General features: G+C 73.4%; 15 protein-coding genes. 7 read left to right on the top strand and 8 right to left on the bottom strand.

From position 1 onward, the window contains the following. The first annotated feature begins 33 nt into the window (after positions 1-33). Positions 34-1452, top strand: coding sequence for an NCS2 family permease (locus AB0D99_RS26250; protein ID WP_362367042.1), 1419 nt, complete (start codon positions 34-36; stop codon positions 1450-1452). Here the strand turns inward: AB0D99_RS26250 and AB0D99_RS26245 are convergent. Both AB0D99_RS26245 and AB0D99_RS26240 read right to left on the bottom strand, forming a co-directional pair. After that, positions 1445-3445: a HEAT repeat domain-containing protein gene (locus tag AB0D99_RS26245; RefSeq protein ID WP_362367039.1), complete on the bottom strand. Its 2001-nt coding sequence runs from the start codon at positions 3443-3445 to the stop codon at positions 1445-1447. The two genes, AB0D99_RS26250 and AB0D99_RS26245, sit on opposite strands and share 8 nt — an antisense overlap. Before the next feature lie 129 nt (positions 3446-3574). After that, positions 3575-3964 carry a hypothetical protein gene (locus AB0D99_RS26240; RefSeq protein WP_362367171.1) on the bottom strand — a complete coding sequence of 130 codons (390 nt, stop codon included), beginning with the start codon at positions 3962-3964 and terminating at the stop codon, positions 3575-3577. A gap of 69 nt (positions 3965-4033) precedes the next feature. Here AB0D99_RS26240 and AB0D99_RS26235 point away from each other — a divergent pair, with 69 nt between their 5' ends. Next, positions 4034-4570, top strand: coding sequence for a GNAT family N-acetyltransferase (locus AB0D99_RS26235; RefSeq protein WP_362367036.1), 537 nt, complete (start codon positions 4034-4036; stop codon positions 4568-4570). Between the two features lies 1 nt (position 4571). On the opposite strand, the gene AB0D99_RS26230 is transcribed toward AB0D99_RS26235, so the two are convergent. From AB0D99_RS26230 to AB0D99_RS26215, 4 genes are all read right to left on the bottom strand, one after another. Further along, on the bottom strand, positions 4572-6020 hold the full coding sequence (locus AB0D99_RS26230) for a penicillin-binding protein 2 (RefSeq protein ID WP_362367033.1): 1449 nt from the start codon (positions 6018-6020) through the stop codon (positions 4572-4574). 241 nt (positions 6021-6261) lie between these two features. Further along, positions 6262-6879 carry a response regulator transcription factor gene (locus tag AB0D99_RS26225; RefSeq protein ID WP_362367168.1) on the bottom strand — a complete coding sequence of 206 codons (618 nt, stop codon included), beginning with the start codon at positions 6877-6879 and terminating at the stop codon, positions 6262-6264. Between the two features lie 29 nt (positions 6880-6908). After that, positions 6909-8150 carry a histidine kinase gene (locus AB0D99_RS26220; protein WP_362367030.1) on the bottom strand — a complete coding sequence of 414 codons (1242 nt, stop codon included), beginning with the start codon at positions 8148-8150 and terminating at the stop codon, positions 6909-6911. After that, a complete protein-coding gene (locus tag AB0D99_RS26215) occupies positions 8147-9133 on the bottom strand; it encodes a hypothetical protein (RefSeq protein ID WP_362367028.1) in 987 nt (328 codons plus the stop codon). Before AB0D99_RS26215 ends, AB0D99_RS26220 begins: the two co-directional genes overlap by 4 nt. A 161-nt stretch (positions 9134-9294) precedes the next feature. On the opposite strand from AB0D99_RS26215, the gene AB0D99_RS26210 reads away from it, so the two are divergent. Continuing rightward, a complete protein-coding gene (locus tag AB0D99_RS26210; RefSeq protein WP_362367025.1) occupies positions 9295-9792 on the top strand; it encodes a cupin domain-containing protein in 498 nt (165 codons plus the stop codon). Positions 9793-9873: 81 nt separating this feature from the next. Here AB0D99_RS26210 and AB0D99_RS26205 read toward each other — a convergent pair whose 3' ends face one another. Then, positions 9874-10644 carry an IclR family transcriptional regulator gene (locus AB0D99_RS26205; RefSeq protein WP_362367022.1) on the bottom strand — a complete coding sequence of 257 codons (771 nt, stop codon included), beginning with the start codon at positions 10642-10644 and terminating at the stop codon, positions 9874-9876. A gap of 120 nt (positions 10645-10764) precedes the next feature. Between AB0D99_RS26205 and AB0D99_RS26200 the strand changes: the two genes are divergently transcribed. Next, entirely contained in the window at positions 10765-12270 is a 1506-nt protein-coding gene (locus AB0D99_RS26200; RefSeq protein ID WP_362367019.1) for an aldehyde dehydrogenase (NADP(+)), read from the top strand. A gap of 15 nt (positions 12271-12285) precedes the next feature. Here AB0D99_RS26200 and AB0D99_RS26195 read toward each other — a convergent pair whose 3' ends face one another. After that, entirely contained in the window at positions 12286-13320 is a 1035-nt protein-coding gene (locus AB0D99_RS26195) for a zinc-dependent alcohol dehydrogenase family protein (protein WP_362367016.1), read from the bottom strand. A gap of 87 nt (positions 13321-13407) precedes the next feature. On the opposite strand from AB0D99_RS26195, the gene AB0D99_RS26190 reads away from it, so the two are divergent. From AB0D99_RS26190 to AB0D99_RS26180, 3 genes are all read left to right on the top strand, one after another. Beyond that, entirely contained in the window at positions 13408-14394 is a 987-nt protein-coding gene (locus tag AB0D99_RS26190; protein WP_362367013.1) for an AraC family transcriptional regulator, read from the top strand. 174 nt (positions 14395-14568) lie between these two features. Further along, on the top strand, positions 14569-15045 hold the full coding sequence (locus AB0D99_RS26185) for a GNAT family N-acetyltransferase (RefSeq protein ID WP_362367010.1): 477 nt from the start codon (positions 14569-14571) through the stop codon (positions 15043-15045). Positions 15046-15108: 63 nt separating this feature from the next. Next, on the top strand, positions 15109-15807 hold the full coding sequence (locus tag AB0D99_RS26180) for a DsbA family oxidoreductase (RefSeq protein ID WP_362367007.1): 699 nt from the start codon (positions 15109-15111) through the stop codon (positions 15805-15807). Positions 15808-15938: the final 131 nt, after the last annotated feature.

The following is a 15938-nucleotide window of genomic DNA, read 5'->3' as shown; positions in this document are numbered from 1 at the left end:
GGCACAATCCAGCCAGCCGTCCCGAGGAGAGTCATGTTCGACACCAGAACCAACCCGGTCGACCGGTACTTCGCCATCAGCGACAGAGGGTCGACCTTCGGCAGGGAGATACACGGCGGCCTCGCCACGTTCTTCACCATGGCCTACATCATCGTGCTCAACCCGATCATCCTGGGCAGCGCGGAGGACAAGTTCGGCCACCAGCTCAGCGGCGCCCAACTGGCCACCGTCACGGCCCTGGTGGCGGCCGTGATGACCGTCGTGATGGGCGTGGGAGGGAACCTCCCGCTCGCCGTCGCCGCCGGACTCGGACTGAACGCCGTCGTCGCCTTCCAGCTCGCACCCCTCATGAGCTGGCCGGACGCGATGGGGCTCGTCGTCCTCGAAGGCGTCCTGATCTGCGTCCTGGTGGTCACCGGGCTCCGCGAGGCCGTCATGCACGCCATCCCGCAGGCGCTCAAGCAGGCCATCAGCGTCGGCATCGGCCTCTTCATCGCCTTCATCGGATTCGTCGACGCCGGGTTCGTGACCCGCATCCCCGGCGAGACCGGTACCGTCCCCGTCCAGCTCGGCGCCGGCGGGCACCTCTCCGGCTGGCCGATCCTCGTGTTCTGTCTCGGCGTCCTGCTCACCGTCGCCCTCATGGTCCGCAAGGTGAAGGGGGCGATCCTCCTCTCCATCGTCGCGATGACCCTCGTCGCGATCGTGATCAACGAGCTCGCCGACATCCCGGCGGCGGCCTGGGGCCTGACCGTCCCGGCCGTTCCCTCGGACGTCGTCGCCGCTCCCGACTTCGGGCTCGTCGGCTCGTTCAGCCTCTTCGGCGCCTTCGAGCAGATCGGCGTCGTCACCCTCGTCCTGCTCGTCTTCACCCTGCTGCTCAGCGACTTCTTCGACACCATGGGCACCGTCGTCGGCGTCTCCAGCGAGGCCGGGCTCCTCGACGAGAACGGCAAGGTGCCGCACCTCGGCCGGGTCCTCCTCATCGACGGTGTGGCCGCCGCCGCGGGCGGCGCCGCCTCCGCCTCGTCGAACACCTCCTACATCGAGTCGGCGGCCGGCGTCGGCGAGGGCGCCCGCACCGGCTTCGCCTCGGTGGTCACCGGCGGACTGTTCACGCTGGCCCTCTTCCTCACCCCGCTCGCCACCGTCGTCCCCGCCCAGGCCGCCGCGCCCGCCCTGGTCGCGGTCGGCTTCCTGCTGATGGCCCAGGTCCGGCACATCGACTGGACCAGTTACGAGATCGCCGTTCCGGCCTTCCTCACGATCGCCGTCATGCCCTTCACGTACTCGATCACCAACGGCATCGGCGCGGGATTCCTCGCCTATGTCGTCATCAAGGCCGTCCTCGGCAAGGCGCGCGAGGTGCACTGGCTGCTCTGGGGGACCGCGGCGCTGTTCGCCGTCTACTTCGCGATCGACCCGATCGAGCAGCTGCTCGGCGTCAAGTAGCGCCTTCCGTACGGGAGACGGCGAGCAGCGCGGCGCGGGCGACGTCGCGCAGCTCGTCGTCCTCCGGGACCGAGCGCCAGGTCCCGTGCCTGACCGGCCGCTCGTCGGCGTCGAGGAAGCGGCGCAAGAAGGGCGCGGCCTCGGCGGCGGGCGGGCCGATCTCGCCGAGCAGTCTGACGGTCTCGGTGACCGCGCGCGTGGCCTTCCCGCTCTCCCCGGCGAAGGGCTCGATCGCCCCGACGAGCACGGGGACGACCTCGTCCGTCTCTCCGGTGATCCGCCACAGCGCCGCGCCCGCGCGCAGCGGTAGCCAGTTCGTCCTGTGCCGGGTGAGGAGTGCGCGCAGCTCCTGGACGTGCGGCGCCCCCGCGGGCCCCAGCTCTTCGAGCAGCGTGACGGCGCTGCCCCGGCCGTACGGCTCGCCCATCCGGGGAAGCAGCAGGGCGAGCGCCGGCTCCCGGTCGCCGGTGAGCCGTCCGTACGCGAGCGCGAGGGCGGGCCCCGCGAACGACCAGCCCTCGGAAGGGTCTGGGAGCAGAGCCCGCAGTCGCTCCCGGGGCACGGCCTCCGCGGCCCTGGGGCCGATCGCGGCGAGCGCGTCCAGCGCCCACACGGCGCAGTCGGTGTCCAGGAGGGGCAGCAGTTCGGGGATCGCGGGAGCCGCCGCCGGACCCCAGCGCTCCAGGAGTCGGCAGAGCGCCCGGCGCTCGCCGAGGGCCGAGGCGGCCGCGAGCCGGGTCCGCAGCGGCGGCAGCAGGACGGCGGCGTGGGCGGCGAGACCGCCCGCGGTCTCGACCAGGCTCTGCGCGTGGGTCCACCAGCCGTCGGCATACGTCTCGTGGTCCGCGAACCCCAGCCGTTCCCCGGCGAGCCGTTCCACGAGCGGGGGTACGCACCGGGCGTCCCCGAGCCGGGACAGCGCCCAGACGGCGTGGTCCTGCGCGGGCAGGTACGGCTCGCCCTCGTCCGTGACCATGGCGGCCAGCGCGTCGGCCCAGGGGCGGGCAGCCCGGCCGCACATGCCGAGGACGCGGGCGGCGAAGAGCCGGTTCTCGGGCTCGGGGTCGGACAGCAGGGGGGCGACGGCCGGCAGCAGCGCGGGCACGGCGGAGCGCCGCCGGGCCATCGCGTCGGCCGCCGCCTTCAGCGCACCTGTCCGCACGGCCGCGTCCGAATGTGCCAGCAGGCTCCGGATCGCGGTCATCTGCTCCGTCGGGTCGCTGTTCAGCAGGCCGACGGTGCGCGTCACGGTCCACTCGACGCGTGCGGTGCCCGGCTGCCAGGTTGCCGGATCGGTGCCCAGCAGGACCTCGGACACGGTCCGCGCGGAGGCGCCGTCGGCCTGCCCCCGCCGTGCGGTGTGCAGCGCCTTCACGGCGGCGAGGCGGACGCCCGCCGGCTCGCCGCCGTCCGTCAGTCCGCGCAGCCAGCCGAGGGACGCATCCCGCTGGTCCTCGGAGTGAGGCGTCAACGATCCGACGGAGTCGACGAGTTGGTTCCGGGTATCCGCGTCCGGCTCCACGGCCCACCGGGCCCGCAGCGCCGTGATCACCTCGTCGGCCCGGTGCTGGGCCTCGGCGAGGGCGTCCGCGGTCGCCAGGCGGATCGCGGCCTCCGGCGCGTCGAGCAGGGGGAGGAGTGCCGTCACCGCCAGGTCCCATGCCGCGGGCCAGGCCCTGTCGACGAAGCGGGCCTCGGCGGTGTTGCCCGAGTAGGCGATGGCGCCGAGCAGTTCCACCAGCTCCTGGCGGACGGCCGGCTCGATGCCCGGGTCGACCGCGGCCCGGAGCACGTACGGCACGGCGGGCGCGGCGGAGGTCACGACGCATCCGCCCTGGTGGTGGACGTGGGTGAGCAGGTCGTCGGAGGCCCGGGCGGCCTTCTCCGGCCGGTACAGGTCCCGCAGCATCCCGGGAACGTCGTCGGCCGATCCGTAGGCGTGCCGCAGCCCGCCCCAGCCGATGGCGTCGAGCCCCGCGAGCGGATCGTGCATCAGTACTTCTCCTCGACCGGCTCCAGAACCACGAACGCCCCGTCACCGTCCGGGCGGACGGCCCGTCCGCAGGGCCTTCGCGGCCTCCGCGTCACGGCGTCGCGACCAGGGTGCCGGAAGGCCGCGCGTTCATGCCACGGCATTCTTCCGTGCCCGGTTCTCGTACCGCAGGGCGGCTCCCGTCACCAGGGCTCCCAGGCCCTCCCACAGGCCGACGCCGAGGAAGCCCGCCGGCGCGCGGCCGGTGACGACCGCGAGGGTGAAGACGGCGCAGGTGAGGAGCCGGAACGGGACCGTCCAGCGGAAGAAGGGCTTCCAGTCCGCGAGTGCGGCGAGGACGTAGTAGACGCCCATGTTGAGCGCGGCCATCGAGGAGGCGGTGAGGAAGACGAGGGTGTGGTCCCCGTCCGAACGGCTCGCGTCCGGGACGGGCTCGAAGCCCATGACGGTGAGCAGGGCGTCGGGGGCCACGAGACCCACCACCCCCAGCGCCGCCGCGAGGAGTCCGAAGACGGCCATGGTCCAGCCGGACAGGGAACGGGGCAGTCGCACGGCGGTCCTCCGCGAGATCGAAACTATGCTCGGTTCATGAGTGACCTTGCATACCGTGTCGCGGGGCCCGCCGACCAATCGGCGCTCGCCGCCCTCGACGACTCCTTCACCACGGAACACGTCTACGAAGTCGCCGCCGGGGACGTCGGGTTCGGCCTCCGGCTCGTCGCCGTCGACCCGCCGCTCGTCAAGGTCTTCCCCGCGGAGGACGAGGACGGCGCGGAGCCGGACGTGCACGAGATCGTCGCCGTCGACGCCGACGGCACGCCCGTCGGCTTCATCGCCGTCGGCGTGGAGGAGTGGAACCGGCGGCTCGTCGTGCACCAGGTCACCGTCGCGCCCGCCCACCGCGGCCGGGGCGTCGGCGGCGAGCTGATGCGCCGCGCCCTGGCCCATGGGCGCGAGCACGGCGCCCGTACCGCCTGGCTGGAGGTCACCAGCGTCAACGTCCCGGCGGTACGGGCCTACCGGCGCATGGGTTTCCGGCTCTGCGGCCTGGACACCACCCTCTACACGGGCACCGAGTCCGAGGGCGAGACCGCCCTGTTCATGGCGAGGCCCCTGGACCGGTAGGTCACCTCAGCGCCGCCTTCATCATCTTCTGTGCCACCGGGGCCGCGAGCCCGTTGCCGCTGACCTCGGAGCGGGCGGCCCCGGAGTCCTCGATCAGGACGGCGACCGCGACCTCCTTGCCGGTGTCCGAGTCCTTGGCGTAGGAGGTGAACCAGGCGTACGGGGTCTTGCTGTTGTTCTCGCCGTGCTGGGCGGTGCCGGTCTTGCCGCCGACCTCGGCGCCGGGGATCGCCGCGTTCGTGCCGGTGCCCTTGTCGACCACGGTCACCATCGCGCTGCGCAGCTGCTCGGCCGTCTCGGAGGAGACGATCCGCTCGGTGTCCCCGTCCTCGAAGGACTCCAGGGCGTCGCCGTCGGAGTCGACGACCTTCGAGACCATGTGGGGCGCCGCCATGAGCCCGTCGTTGGCGATCGCCGCGGAGACCATGGCGATCTGGAGCGGCGTCGCCGTCACGTCGAACTGGCCGATGCCGGTGAGCGCCGTCTGCGGCCTGTCCATGCCGGACGGGTAGACGCTCGCGTAGGCGCGGACGGGCACGTCCCGCTCGGCGTCGTTGAAGCCGAACTTCTCCGCCATCGCCTTGACCTTGTCCTGTCCGAGATCGACGGCGATCTTGGCGAAGACGTTGTTGCAGGAGTACTGGAGCGCGGTGCGGATGGTGGCGTTCTCGCAGGGGGCGGAGGCGTTCTCGTTCTCCAGATAGCGGGTGGAATCGGGCAGCTTGTACGGGTTCGGGCTGGCGGTCGGCGTGTCCACGGAGCCGTACAGACCGTTCTCCAGCGCGGCCGCTGCGACGACCAGCTTGAAGGTGGAGCCGGGCGGCAGCGGCTGCCGCAGTGCCCGGTTGACCAGCGGCTTGTCCGTGTCCGTGGTCAGCTCCTGCCAGCTGGAGCCGTCGGTGAGGCCGGCGATCTTCGAGGGGTCGTACGAGGGGGTGGAGACCATGCCCAGGATCCGGCCGGTCTTCGGGTCGATGGCGACGGCCGCGCCCTTCTTCTCGCCCAGCGCCTCGTAGGCGGCCTTCTGCACGGCCGGATCGATGGTCGTGAGCACGTCACCGGGTTCCTGCTGCTTGCCGGTGAGGGCGTCCAGCGGGTTCTTCAGCCGGGTGTCGGTGCCGTCCAGGACATCGGAGTAGATCCCCTCCAGCTGGGTGGCCCCGTACGCCTGCGAGCTGTAGCCGGTGACGGCCGAGTAGAGCTCGCCGTCGGTGTAGCTGCGCTTGTACGCGAGATCGCTGCCCTGCGTCTCCTTCGATCCGGTGACCGGCGAACCGGCCACGATGATGTTCCCGAGCGGCTGCGCGTACTGCGCCATCACGTTCCGCCGGTTCTTCTTGTCGTCCGCGAGGGCCTTGGCTTCGTACGCCTGAACCCAGGTCGCCCGGCCCAGCAGGGCGAGCACCAGGAGCAGCGAGAAGACCGAGGCGCGCCTGATCGTCTTGTTCATCCCATATGCGGGACGAGCGGGAGGGGGCGCGGCGTTCCGGATGTGTCCCGTTTCTCAGGAAACGTTCATCCGCGCCGCACCCGCGTCGGCGACGCCCGCCGCCCCGAGGCCCTCCCCGAGGCCCTCGCCGGAGCCGGAGGGTGAGCGCCCGCGCACGCGTCGGCTTCTCGGCCGCGGACGACGGCCGCGGGGCCGGTGCGGCCGTACGCCGACCGTCCCGGGACCCGGTCCGGGGCCGTCGTCACCCGGGGCTGATGAACCCCGACTCGTACGCCAGGATCACCGCCTGGGTGCGGTCCCGGGCCCCCGTCTTCGCCAGCACCGCCGCCACATGGGACTTCACCGTCGCCGGGCCCACGCCCATGCGCCCGGCGATCTCCGCGTTCGTCAGGCCCTTCGCCACCTGGCGCAGCACCTCCGCCTCCCGCTCGGTCAGCCGGGCCACCCAGGGCGGCGCGGCCGGGGGACGGCGGCGGGCGTGTGCGGTGGCGAGCCCGCGGACCGCCGACGGGTAGAGCAGGGAGTCACCGCGCGCGACCAGCCGGACCGCGTCCACCAGCTCCTCGGCCGCGGCTCTCTTGAGCAGGAAACCGGCCGCTCCCACCCGGAGCGCGTCGTACACGTACGCGTCGTTCTCGAAGGTCGTCACCATCACGATCCGCGGCGGCTCCGCCATCCCCGCCAGGATCTGCTCGGTCGCCCGGATCCCGTCGATCTCCGGCATCCGCACGTCCATGAGCACCACGTCCGGCCGCCGCTCGCGCACCACCGACACCGCCTCGGCGCCCGTCGCCGCCTCGCCCACCACCTCCAGGTCGGGCTCCGCGTCGAGGATCACCCGCAGCGCGGTCCGCACCATCCGCTCGTCGTCCGCCAGCACGATGCCGATCACCGGCCGCCTCCCAGGGGCAGTCGCACCGCGAGGCGCCAGGCGCCGTCGACCGGGCCGGCCTCCGACGTGCCGCCCAGGAGCCGGGCGCGCTCCGCCATGCCGAGGAGGCCGCGGCCGCCGTCGGGGCGGGCCACCGGCGCGCGGGCGGGCAGGGGGTTCTCCATCGTGATCTCCAACTCGTCGTCGCGCAGGGCGAGTCGCGCGGTCACCCGCCCGCCGTCCGCGTGCCGGGCCGCGTTCGTCAGGCCCTCCTGGACGATCCGGTACGCCTCCCTCGACACCGCCTCCGGCACCCGGTCCAGGTCCCCGGTCACCGTCAGCTCCACTCGTGGCCCCGCGCCGCTCACGAGCGAGTCCAGCGCGTCGAGCGGCAATCCCGGCAGCTGCCCGTCGTCCTCGCCCTGACGCAGCAGCCCGAGGACGGAGTCCAGCTCGCCCACCGTGCGCCGGGTCGTCTCCTCGATCGCCGCGAGCGCCTCGCGGACGAACTCCGGATCGCTGTCCAGCACCCTGCGCGCCGCGCCCGCCTGCAGCGTCACCGCGCTCAGGGCGTGGCCGACGGAGTCGTGCAGCTCGCGGGCGAGCCGGTTGCGCACGGCCAGCTCGGCGGCGCGCCGCTCGGCCGCCGCGAGCCGGTCCGCCGGGCTCGGCCCGAGCAGCCTCGGTGCCAGCCGGGCCAGCAGCTCCCCGGCGGCCGCGGCGACGGCGGCGAGCGCGAGGAGCATCGCGAGACCCGCCGGGACCCCGAACCACTGTGCCCACGGCCGGTCCAGACCCCACAGCGACGTCAGCTCCGACTCCCGCAGCGACGCCGACAGCGGCAGCGCCATCACGGTGACCGCGAACGGCGGAAGCGCCAGCGTCGCCCCGCTCACCAGCGCGCCGACTCCCACATGGAGCGTGAACCAGCCCGCCGTCCGTGCCTTGGCGCTCCGGCCGCGGGCCGGAGCGTCGGCGAGCCGGTCCGCGGGAATCCCGCACAGCGCCCGAACCGCCGCCACGGACATCGGCCGGGTCAGCGGGAAGAGCGCGGTGATCGCGGCCAGCGGCAGGCCGATCGCGTACGCCCCGAACTGGACGCCCAGGCTCGCCGCGAACATCGACTCCCCGCCGGCGACCCATCCCATGACCACGGTGCCGACCAGCCAGTACGGCATGAACACGGCGCCGCCCAGGATCAGATGGATCCAGCGGAACCTGGCCCGCTGCCCCAGGACCGGCACGAACCGACGCCTCACGCGCTCGCACTCCGCCGCCGGAGGAAGACGGCCAGACAGCCGGCCAGCAGGAACCCGGTGATCATTTCCCCAGCGTAGGTCAGCCGCGCCAGGCCGGTGAACGGATCGGCCGGATCGGTCTCCGGCATGAGCGTCACCAGGGTCATGTACGCGCCCCAGCACCCCACCGCGCCCGTGCCGAGCCAGGCCAGGCCCAGGGGCGTACGGACCGACAGCGACCGGGCCCGCCGGAGGACCAGCATCAGCACACCGGCGACGGCGACGGCGACGAACAGCGCCCGTACCCACTCCAGGACGTAGAAGTCGTCGGTCCGCCGGGCGATCTGCGCGGCCGAGAGGCCCCGGGTCGAGCCGAGCCCCCACATCAGATGGACGGCGGCGGGCACCAGGGCGAGCAGCGAGGCGACGACGGCCGCGACGCGGGTGCCGGTGCCGCAGAGCCGGTCCGGCAGCTCAACCGAGGCGCCGCGCCACACGTGCGCCCAGCGCTCCCGTGCGTAGAGGACGAAGAGCGTGCCGAGCGCGAGTCCCTGGACGATGAAGCCGCCGTACACGACCCCGAAGACCCACTCGTCGAGGAAGGGTTCGCGGGACCCCGTCCGCTCCGGGCCGGTGAGGAGGGAGACCACGAGCTGCGCGGGGAAGCCGACCATGATCGGGGACAGCAGCCCGGTCGCGGCCCAGAGCGGGAACGCGAGCAGCCAGGCCCGCACCCGCAGGCCCCACGGCTGGGTGAGCAGCAGCGCGAGGACGACCACCGCGGTGTCCATCACGACGGAGACGGCGTTGGCGACGATCAGCAGCGTCCGGTGGTCGAGGAGCACGCTGCCGGCCGGGATGCCGATCTCGCTTCCCGCGATCCAGGCGAGCTTGAGCGAGATGTACGGGAGGCAGGCCACGACGGCGAGGGCGCGCAGGACGCGGCGGGCGAGGTCCGGCCGGGAAGCCGGCGCGGGGGCGGGGAGCTGGGCGGTCGGTGTCATGGCCCCACGCTCCCGCGAGGACCGGGCGCGCCACCTCGTTCCCGCCGACGAACCGCCTCCGCCGCGCGGGGGAGACCGCCTTCCTCCTCGGGAATTGACCCATGTTTTCAGGGCGGAAATGCACCCCTCACCGGGTCACTGATCTCCGTAGCATGATCTTCATGAACACGACGCAGCCCTTCGCCCCGCTCCTCGCCCGCGCCGCCACCGCCGAGACCACCGCGGACCCGAGCAGCGTGATGACCCTTCTCGCCGACTCCGACACCACCGGCGGGCAGCTCACCAGCTACCGCTCGACCTTCGCGAAGGGCGCCGTCGGGGCCCCGGCGCACTTCCACACCAAGGCGTCGGAGATGTTCTACGTGCTCGGGGGCTCGCTCCAGGTGCTGCTCGGCGAGGAGCTGACCGTGCTGGAGCAGGGTGACTTCCTGCTCGTGCCGCCGCACACCCCGCACGCCTTCGCCGCGGCTCCGGGCGCCGAGGCCGACGTGCTCTTCGTCTTCACGCCGGGCATGACCCGCTTCGACTATCTGCGGCTGCTCGGGCGCGTGATGCGCGGCGAAGCGAGCTTCGAGGAGATCAAGGAGTCCTCCGAGCGGTACGACAACCACTACGTCGACAGCCCGGTGTGGCAGCGGGCGCTCGCCGCCCGGTCCTGACCGAGGGGCGGCGGGGCCCGGCCGTGGCTCAGAGGCGGCGCCGCCCGGTCCTGGCTCAGTGTGGCGGGGCCCGGCCCCGGCTCAGAGGCGGCGGGTCGCCAGCGTCAGCCGGTCGCGCGCGTCGAAGAGCGCGTCCTTGATCATCTGCTCGTGTCCAGGCGTCAGCCGGGCCACCGGCACCGAGCAGCTGATCGCGTCCCGCGCCGGGGTCCGGTACGGGATGGCGATGCCGAAGCAGCGCAGCCCCAGGGTGTTCTCCTCGCGGTCCACGGCGTACCCCTGCTCGCGGACGAGGTGCAGCTCCTCGATGAGCTGCTCGCGGTCGGTGATCGTGTGCTCGGTCAGCGCCGGGAGCGTCTCCGGGAGCAGCTTGCGGACCTGCTCGTCGCTGTGGGTGGCGAGCAGCGCCTTGCCGAGCGAGGTCGAGTGGGCGGGCAGCCGGCGCCCGACCCGGGTGAACGGCCGCAGATAGTGCTGGGACTGACGGGTCGCCAGATAGACCACGTTGGTGCCGTCCAGCCGTGCCAGGTGGATGGTCTCGGTGGTGTCGTCGGAGAGCCGGTCCAGGGTGGGGCGGGCGGCGGCCACGACCTCGTCGCCGTCGATGTACGAGGTGCCGACCAGCAGGGCCCGCACGCCGATGCCGTACCGCGTGCCCGTCGCGTCCGTCTCCACCCAGCCCAGCTCGACGAGGGTGCGCAGCAGCATGTACAGGCTGGACTTGGGGTAGCCGACGGCCTCCTGGACGGCGGCGAGCGAGTGCATCCCGGGACGACCGGCGAAGTACTCCAGCAGTTCCACCGTGCGCACCGCGGACTTGACCTGGGCCCCACCCGTGTCGGCAGTCGACATCGCCCTCGCCCCTCTTGTTGGTGCCTCTTGTGGAGACGGCACGCCCGTCAATAGAGTCCTGATTCATCTACAGGAACTCTGTTCAGAATAGCGAACGGGGTGCGAGCGAGGGGCGTCGAGGTGGCAGCTCAACCAGTGTGGAGTGTGGACCCCCGAACGGGGAAGCCGCGTGAACAGGTTGCGGTGGAGGCCACGGCGGAGGAGATCGACCGGGCCGTCCGTGCCGCGGCGGCCACCCGCGAGGCGCTCGCCGACCGTACGGCGCGAGCCGCCCTGCTCCGTACCGCCGCGGACCTCCTCGACGAGGCCGGACCGCACGTCATCGAGGCCGCCGACGCCGAGACCGCGCTCGGCCCGGTCCGGCTCACGGGCGAACTCGCCCGCACCACAGCCCAGTTGCGGTCCTTCGCGGACGTCGTCGACGAGGGATCCTTCCTCGACATACGGATCGACCTGCCCGACCCGGCCACGACCCCGCCCCGCCCCGACCTCCGCCGCTGGAAGATCCCGCTCGGCGTCGTCGCCGTCTACGCCGCCAGCAACTTCCCGCTCGCCTTCTCCGTCCCCGGCGGCGACACCGCCAGCGCCCTCGCGGCCGGCTGCCCGGTCGTGATCAAGGCCCACCCCGACCACCCGGCCACCTCCGAACTCTGCGCCTCGGTCCTGCGCCGGGCCGCGGTCAAGGCCGGCCTCCCCGAGGACGTGGTGGTCCTGGTCCACGGCTTCGACGCGGGCGTCGAGCTCGTCCGCCACCCGCTCGTCGCCGCGGCCGGCTTCACCGGCTCCGTACAGGGAGGACGGGCGCTCTTCGACGCGGCGGCCGCCCGGCCCGTGCCCATCCCCTTCCACGGCGAACTCGGCTCCCTGAACCCGGTCGTGATCACCGAGGCCGCGGCCGAGGAGCGGGCCGAGGAGATCGGGGCCGGGCTCGCCGGCTCCGTGACGATGGGCCAGGGGCAGTTCTGCACCAAGCCCGGCTTCGTCCTGGCGCCCGCCGGAGAGGCGGGCGACCGCTTCGTCGCCTCCCTCACGGAGGCCATCGGCGCGGTCGAGCCCGGTGTGATGCTCGACCGCCGGATGCGGGGGAACTTCCTCACCGGGACCTACGAGCTCGCCGAGTCCGAGGGCGTCACCGCGCCCGTCCAGCCCGGCCCCGCCGGGCCGTCCACCGTCCGGGCGGGCTTCCTGACCTTCGACGCCGAGCTCCTGCTGGAGCGCCACGGCAAGGGCTACCACGGTGCCTTCGTCAGCGAGTACTTCGGCCCCGTGACCCTCGTCGTCCGCTACGCCTCGCGGGACGAGATCACCGCGGTCCTCGCCCTGCTCCCCGGCAACCTCACGGCCACCCTCCAGATGGCCGACGAGGACCCCGAAGCCGTCTCCCTGCTCGCCGAACTGACCCCGCTGGCGGGCCGTGTGCTCGTCAACGGCTGGCCGACCGGTGTGGCGGTGGCGGGCGCCCAGCACCACGGCGGCCCCTACCCCGCCACCACCTCCACCTTCACCTCGGTCGGCGCGACCGCGATCGAGCGCTGGCTGCGCCCGGTCACCTACCAGTCGACGCCGCAGCACCTGCTCCCGCCGGAGCTCCGCGACGGCAACCCGCTCGGGCTGCCGCGCCGCTGACCCGGCCCGGCCCGGTCAGACACGCACGACGATCTTCCCGACGTGGGTGTCCGACTCCATCAGCCGATGGGCGTCGGTGATCCGCTCCAGACCCTCGAAGGTCCGGGCGATCACCGGCGCCAGGGAGCCGTCGCGCAGGCCCGAGCCGATGAACCCCGCGATCCGGCGTCGCCCCTCCTCGTCGCGCACCACGGCGCCGTTGGCGTAACCCCGCACGGTGAGCGGCCAGTTCATCGGAACCGTGGCGGGCCGGTGATCGAGCCAGCCGTAGAGCACCGCCGTGCCGCCCGGCTCCAGGGCGTTCCCCAGCTCCGCGAAGCCCGGCCCGCCCACGGCGTCGAACACCAGCCGCGCGCCCCGGCCGCCGGTGAACCGCCGCACCTCCTTCACCACGGACTCGCTCTCGGTCGTGATCACCCGAGCCGCTCCCAGGTCGAGCAGCCTCTGCCGCTTCCCCTCGCCCCGCGTCGTCGCGATCGGTACCGCGCCGATCCGGCGCGCCACCTGGATCGCGGCCGTCCCCACCCCGCTGGACGCTCCCGTGATCACCACCGTGTCGCCCGGGCGCAGCCCGCCCGCCTCCACCATGCCGCCGTACGCCGTCGAGTACGTCAGCCACGAGGCGGCCGATACCACCGCGTCCACGCCCTCGGGCCTGCCCACCACGTACTCCTCGGACAGCACCACCCGCTCCGCGTACACCCCGTGCACACCGAAGTCGAAGTTGGCGGCCGCCATGACCGGATCACCGACGGCGAAGGCGGTGACACCCGCGCCGACCGCCTCGACCACCCCCGCCGCCTCGTAGCCGAGCCGGGAGCCGGGGAGCGTGGCGGGGTAGTAGTACGCGCCCGAGCGGAACAGGGCCTCGGCGCGGTTGATGCCGATCGCCTCGACGCGGAGGAGCACCTCGCCGGGGCCGGGCGCGGGAAGCGGAACCTCCTGCACGGTGAGGACCTCAGGGCCTCCGAGCTCGTGGAACAGCACCGCGCGTGTCGTCGTGCCGGTCGTGGTGCCCATCGTGGTGTCGGTCGTCATGTCGGTCGTCATGTGCTCGACCGTAGGCAGGCGCGGCGAGACGTTCCATGTCCCAGGACCTCCCCGTCATGTCCGTCCGTCTCGCGGTACGGTGCGGCCATGGACGTACTGAGCGACGCCGTCGCGGCCATGCGCACCGGGCGCCCGCACTCCTCCCGTACCGTCAACTCCGGTTCCTGGGGCCTCCGTTTCCCGCCCGCCAAGGGCGCGGGCTTCCACGTGGTGGTCCAGGGGGCGGCCTGGCTCATGCCGCCGGGCGAGGGCGAGCCCGTCGAACTCCGCCCCGGTGACGTGGTGCTGCTCGCCCACGGCACCGGCCACGGGCTCGCCGCCCGCCCCGACGCCCCGCTCGTCGACGCCGTGCAGGCCCCCGACGGCTCCTGGCCCACCCCGCCCGACCGGTCCCCCGCCCGCGAGGACGAGACCCTGCTGCTCTGCGGCGCGTACCAGGTGAGCAGGGCCAGGGCCCATCCCCTCTTCACCGAGCTGCCGCCGTACGTGCACATCCCCGCCCGGGCCGGCGCCCACCCCCGGCTGCGCGCCGCGGTCGACCTGCTCGGCGCCGAACTCGCCGACCCCCAGCCGGGATCCGACGCCCTGGTGCCCGCCCTGCTCGACACCCTCCTCGTCCTGATGCTGCGCACCTGGTGGCTCACCGAACGCCCCGACCGCGCCACCGGTTGGTCCGCCGCCCTGAGCGACCCGGTCGTCACCGCGGCCCTCCGCGCGATCCACGCCGACCCCGCCCGGTCGTGGACGGTCGAGGAGCTCGGAGCCGAGGGCGGCCTCTCCCGCGCGGCCTTCGCCCGCCGCTTCACCGCCCTGGTGGGCCGTCCGCCGCTGGCGTATCTGACCTGGTGGCGCATGACGACGGCGGGACGGCTGCTCCGCACCGACGACACCCCGCTCCGCGCGGTCGCCCAGCACGCCGGCTACACCTCGGAGTTCGCCTTCGCCAAGGCGTTCAAGCGGGAGTACGGAATGGCCCCCGGCCAGTACCGCCGCGCATCGGCGCGGAGCGCGGGCGTGACCACGGCCGTCGGTGCCGCGGCAGCCCCGACGCCGGAGCCGTCACCGGAGCCGTGACCGCCCAGCCGCCCGGCGGTCCCGCCCTCATGCCGCTCCCCGCGCCCCGCCGTGGTTCCCTCGCCGTCCAGCGGTCCCGCCCTCACGCCGAACCGCCCCCCGGGCCCCCGTGCCATGCCGTGGATCCTTCGGCCGGCTCGCAACCGCGGGCGGCGGTGCCGCGTCCCCGGCAGCATGATCAGAATCGCCACCGCCGACGACCTCGACGCCATCGCCGATCTGCACCTGGAGGCCCGGGCCAGCTACTACCGCGGCCACATCCCCGACATCGAGTTCGAGGGCCCCGAGGAACTCGCCCGCACCAGGGAGGGGTGGAGCAGGGCCGTGGAGCGCGGCACCGTGCTGTGTGCCGAGCGGGACGGCCGCCCGGTGGGCGTCGCCGCCTACGGGCCGGTCGACGGGGTCATGACACTCACCCAGCTGCACGTCCTGCCCGCGTTGTGGCGTGACGGGATCGGCAGCGCGCTCCACGGCGCCTGCGTCGACATCTGGCGGTCCCTGGGCGTCGAGACCGCCCGGCTCGAGGTCTTCGAGCGGAACGAGCGGGCCCGGGCCTTCTACACCGCCCGGGGCTGGACCCCGGACACCGACGCCCCGCGCTCCGGCCGCCACCTCGTGCTCCGCCTCACAGTGGGGCCCGCGACGGAATGATTCCGGCGCCCGGCGGTGTTCCCGCCCCTGGAACATCCCCTGACCCCGGAGAGAAGCAAGATCATGCGCGTCGAGATCTGGAGCGACATCGCCTGCCCGTGGTGCTACATCGGCAAGGCCCGCTTCGAGAAGGGGCTCGCGGACTTCGCCCACCGTGACGACGTCGAGGTGGTGCACCGCTCCTTCGAGCTCGACCCGAACCGGCCCAAGGGCGACACGGCCCCGGTGATCGACATGCTGGCGAAGAAGTACGGCCGCACCCTGGACGAGGCCCGCGCCATGGAGGCGCACGTCGCCTCCAACGCCCACTCCGAGGGGCTCGGGTACCGGACCGAGGGTCGCGACCACGGCAACACCTTCGACATCCACCGCCTGCTCCACCTCGCCAAGCAGCGCGGGCGGCAGAACGAGCTGCTCGACCTCGCCTACCGCGCCAACTTCGCCGAGGAGCGCTCCGTCTTCGACGCCGAGACCCTCGTGGCGCTCGCGGTCGAGGCGGGGCTTGAGGAGGCCGAGGTCCGCTCCGTGCTCGCCGACGAGAGCGCGTACGCGGACGCGGTACGGGCGGACGAGCGCGAGGCGGCCGAACTCGGCGCCAACGGCGTGCCGTTCTTCGTCCTCGACCGCCGCTACGGCATCTCCGGCGGGCAGCCCGCCGAGGTCTTCACCCAGGCCCTGGAGCAGGCGTGGCAGGGCCGGACGCTCCAGCCGGTCGGCGGGGACGCCGCCGCCTGCGACGCCGACGGCACCTGCGAGGTCTGACGGGCCCCGCCCCTTCTCGGAGCCCCCCGCTCCTTCTCGGATCCCCCGCTCCTTCTCGGAGCCCGGCGCAATCCTCGGGGACCCCGCTCCTTCTCGGAGCCCGGCCCCGGACGCCATGCGTCCGGGGCCGG

The sequence above is a fragment of the Streptomyces sp. NPDC047971 genome, from assembly GCF_040653355.1.
GTDB lineage: Bacteria > Actinomycetota > Actinomycetes > Streptomycetales > Streptomycetaceae > Streptomyces.
This window is presented reverse-complemented; position numbering and strand designations above follow the sequence as displayed.

Bases quoted from the DNA above. Each gene is read 5' to 3' on its own strand.
- AB0D99_RS26225 (WP_362367168.1), bottom strand. From the start codon at position 6,879: ATGGTGCGGACCGCGCTGCGGGTGATCCTCGACGCGGAGCCCGACCTG.
- AB0D99_RS26250 (WP_362367042.1), top strand. From the start codon at position 34: ATGTTCGACACCAGAACCAACCCGGTCGACCGGTACTTCGCCATCAGC.
- AB0D99_RS26180 (WP_362367007.1), top strand. From the start codon at position 15,109: ATGCGCGTCGAGATCTGGAGCGACATCGCCTGCCCGTGGTGCTACATC.
- AB0D99_RS26245 (WP_362367039.1), bottom strand. From the start codon at position 3,445: ATGCACGATCCGCTCGCGGGGCTCGACGCCATCGGCTGGGGCGGGCTG.
- AB0D99_RS26230 (WP_362367033.1), bottom strand. From the start codon at position 6,020: ATGAACAAGACGATCAGGCGCGCCTCGGTCTTCTCGCTGCTCCTGGTG.
- AB0D99_RS26190 (WP_362367013.1), top strand. From the start codon at position 13,408: ATGGACGTACTGAGCGACGCCGTCGCGGCCATGCGCACCGGGCGCCCG.
- AB0D99_RS26210 (WP_362367025.1), top strand. From the start codon at position 9,295: ATGAACACGACGCAGCCCTTCGCCCCGCTCCTCGCCCGCGCCGCCACC.
- AB0D99_RS26235 (WP_362367036.1), top strand. From the start codon at position 4,034: ATGAGTGACCTTGCATACCGTGTCGCGGGGCCCGCCGACCAATCGGCG.
- AB0D99_RS26215 (WP_362367028.1), bottom strand. From the start codon at position 9,133: ATGACACCGACCGCCCAGCTCCCCGCCCCCGCGCCGGCTTCCCGGCCG.
- AB0D99_RS26195 (WP_362367016.1), bottom strand. From the start codon at position 13,320: ATGACGACCGACATGACGACCGACACCACGATGGGCACCACGACCGGC.
- AB0D99_RS26205 (WP_362367022.1), bottom strand. From the start codon at position 10,644: ATGTCGACTGCCGACACGGGTGGGGCCCAGGTCAAGTCCGCGGTGCGC.
- AB0D99_RS26185 (WP_362367010.1), top strand. From the start codon at position 14,569: ATGATCAGAATCGCCACCGCCGACGACCTCGACGCCATCGCCGATCTG.
- AB0D99_RS26240 (WP_362367171.1), bottom strand. From the start codon at position 3,964: ATGGCCGTCTTCGGACTCCTCGCGGCGGCGCTGGGGGTGGTGGGTCTC.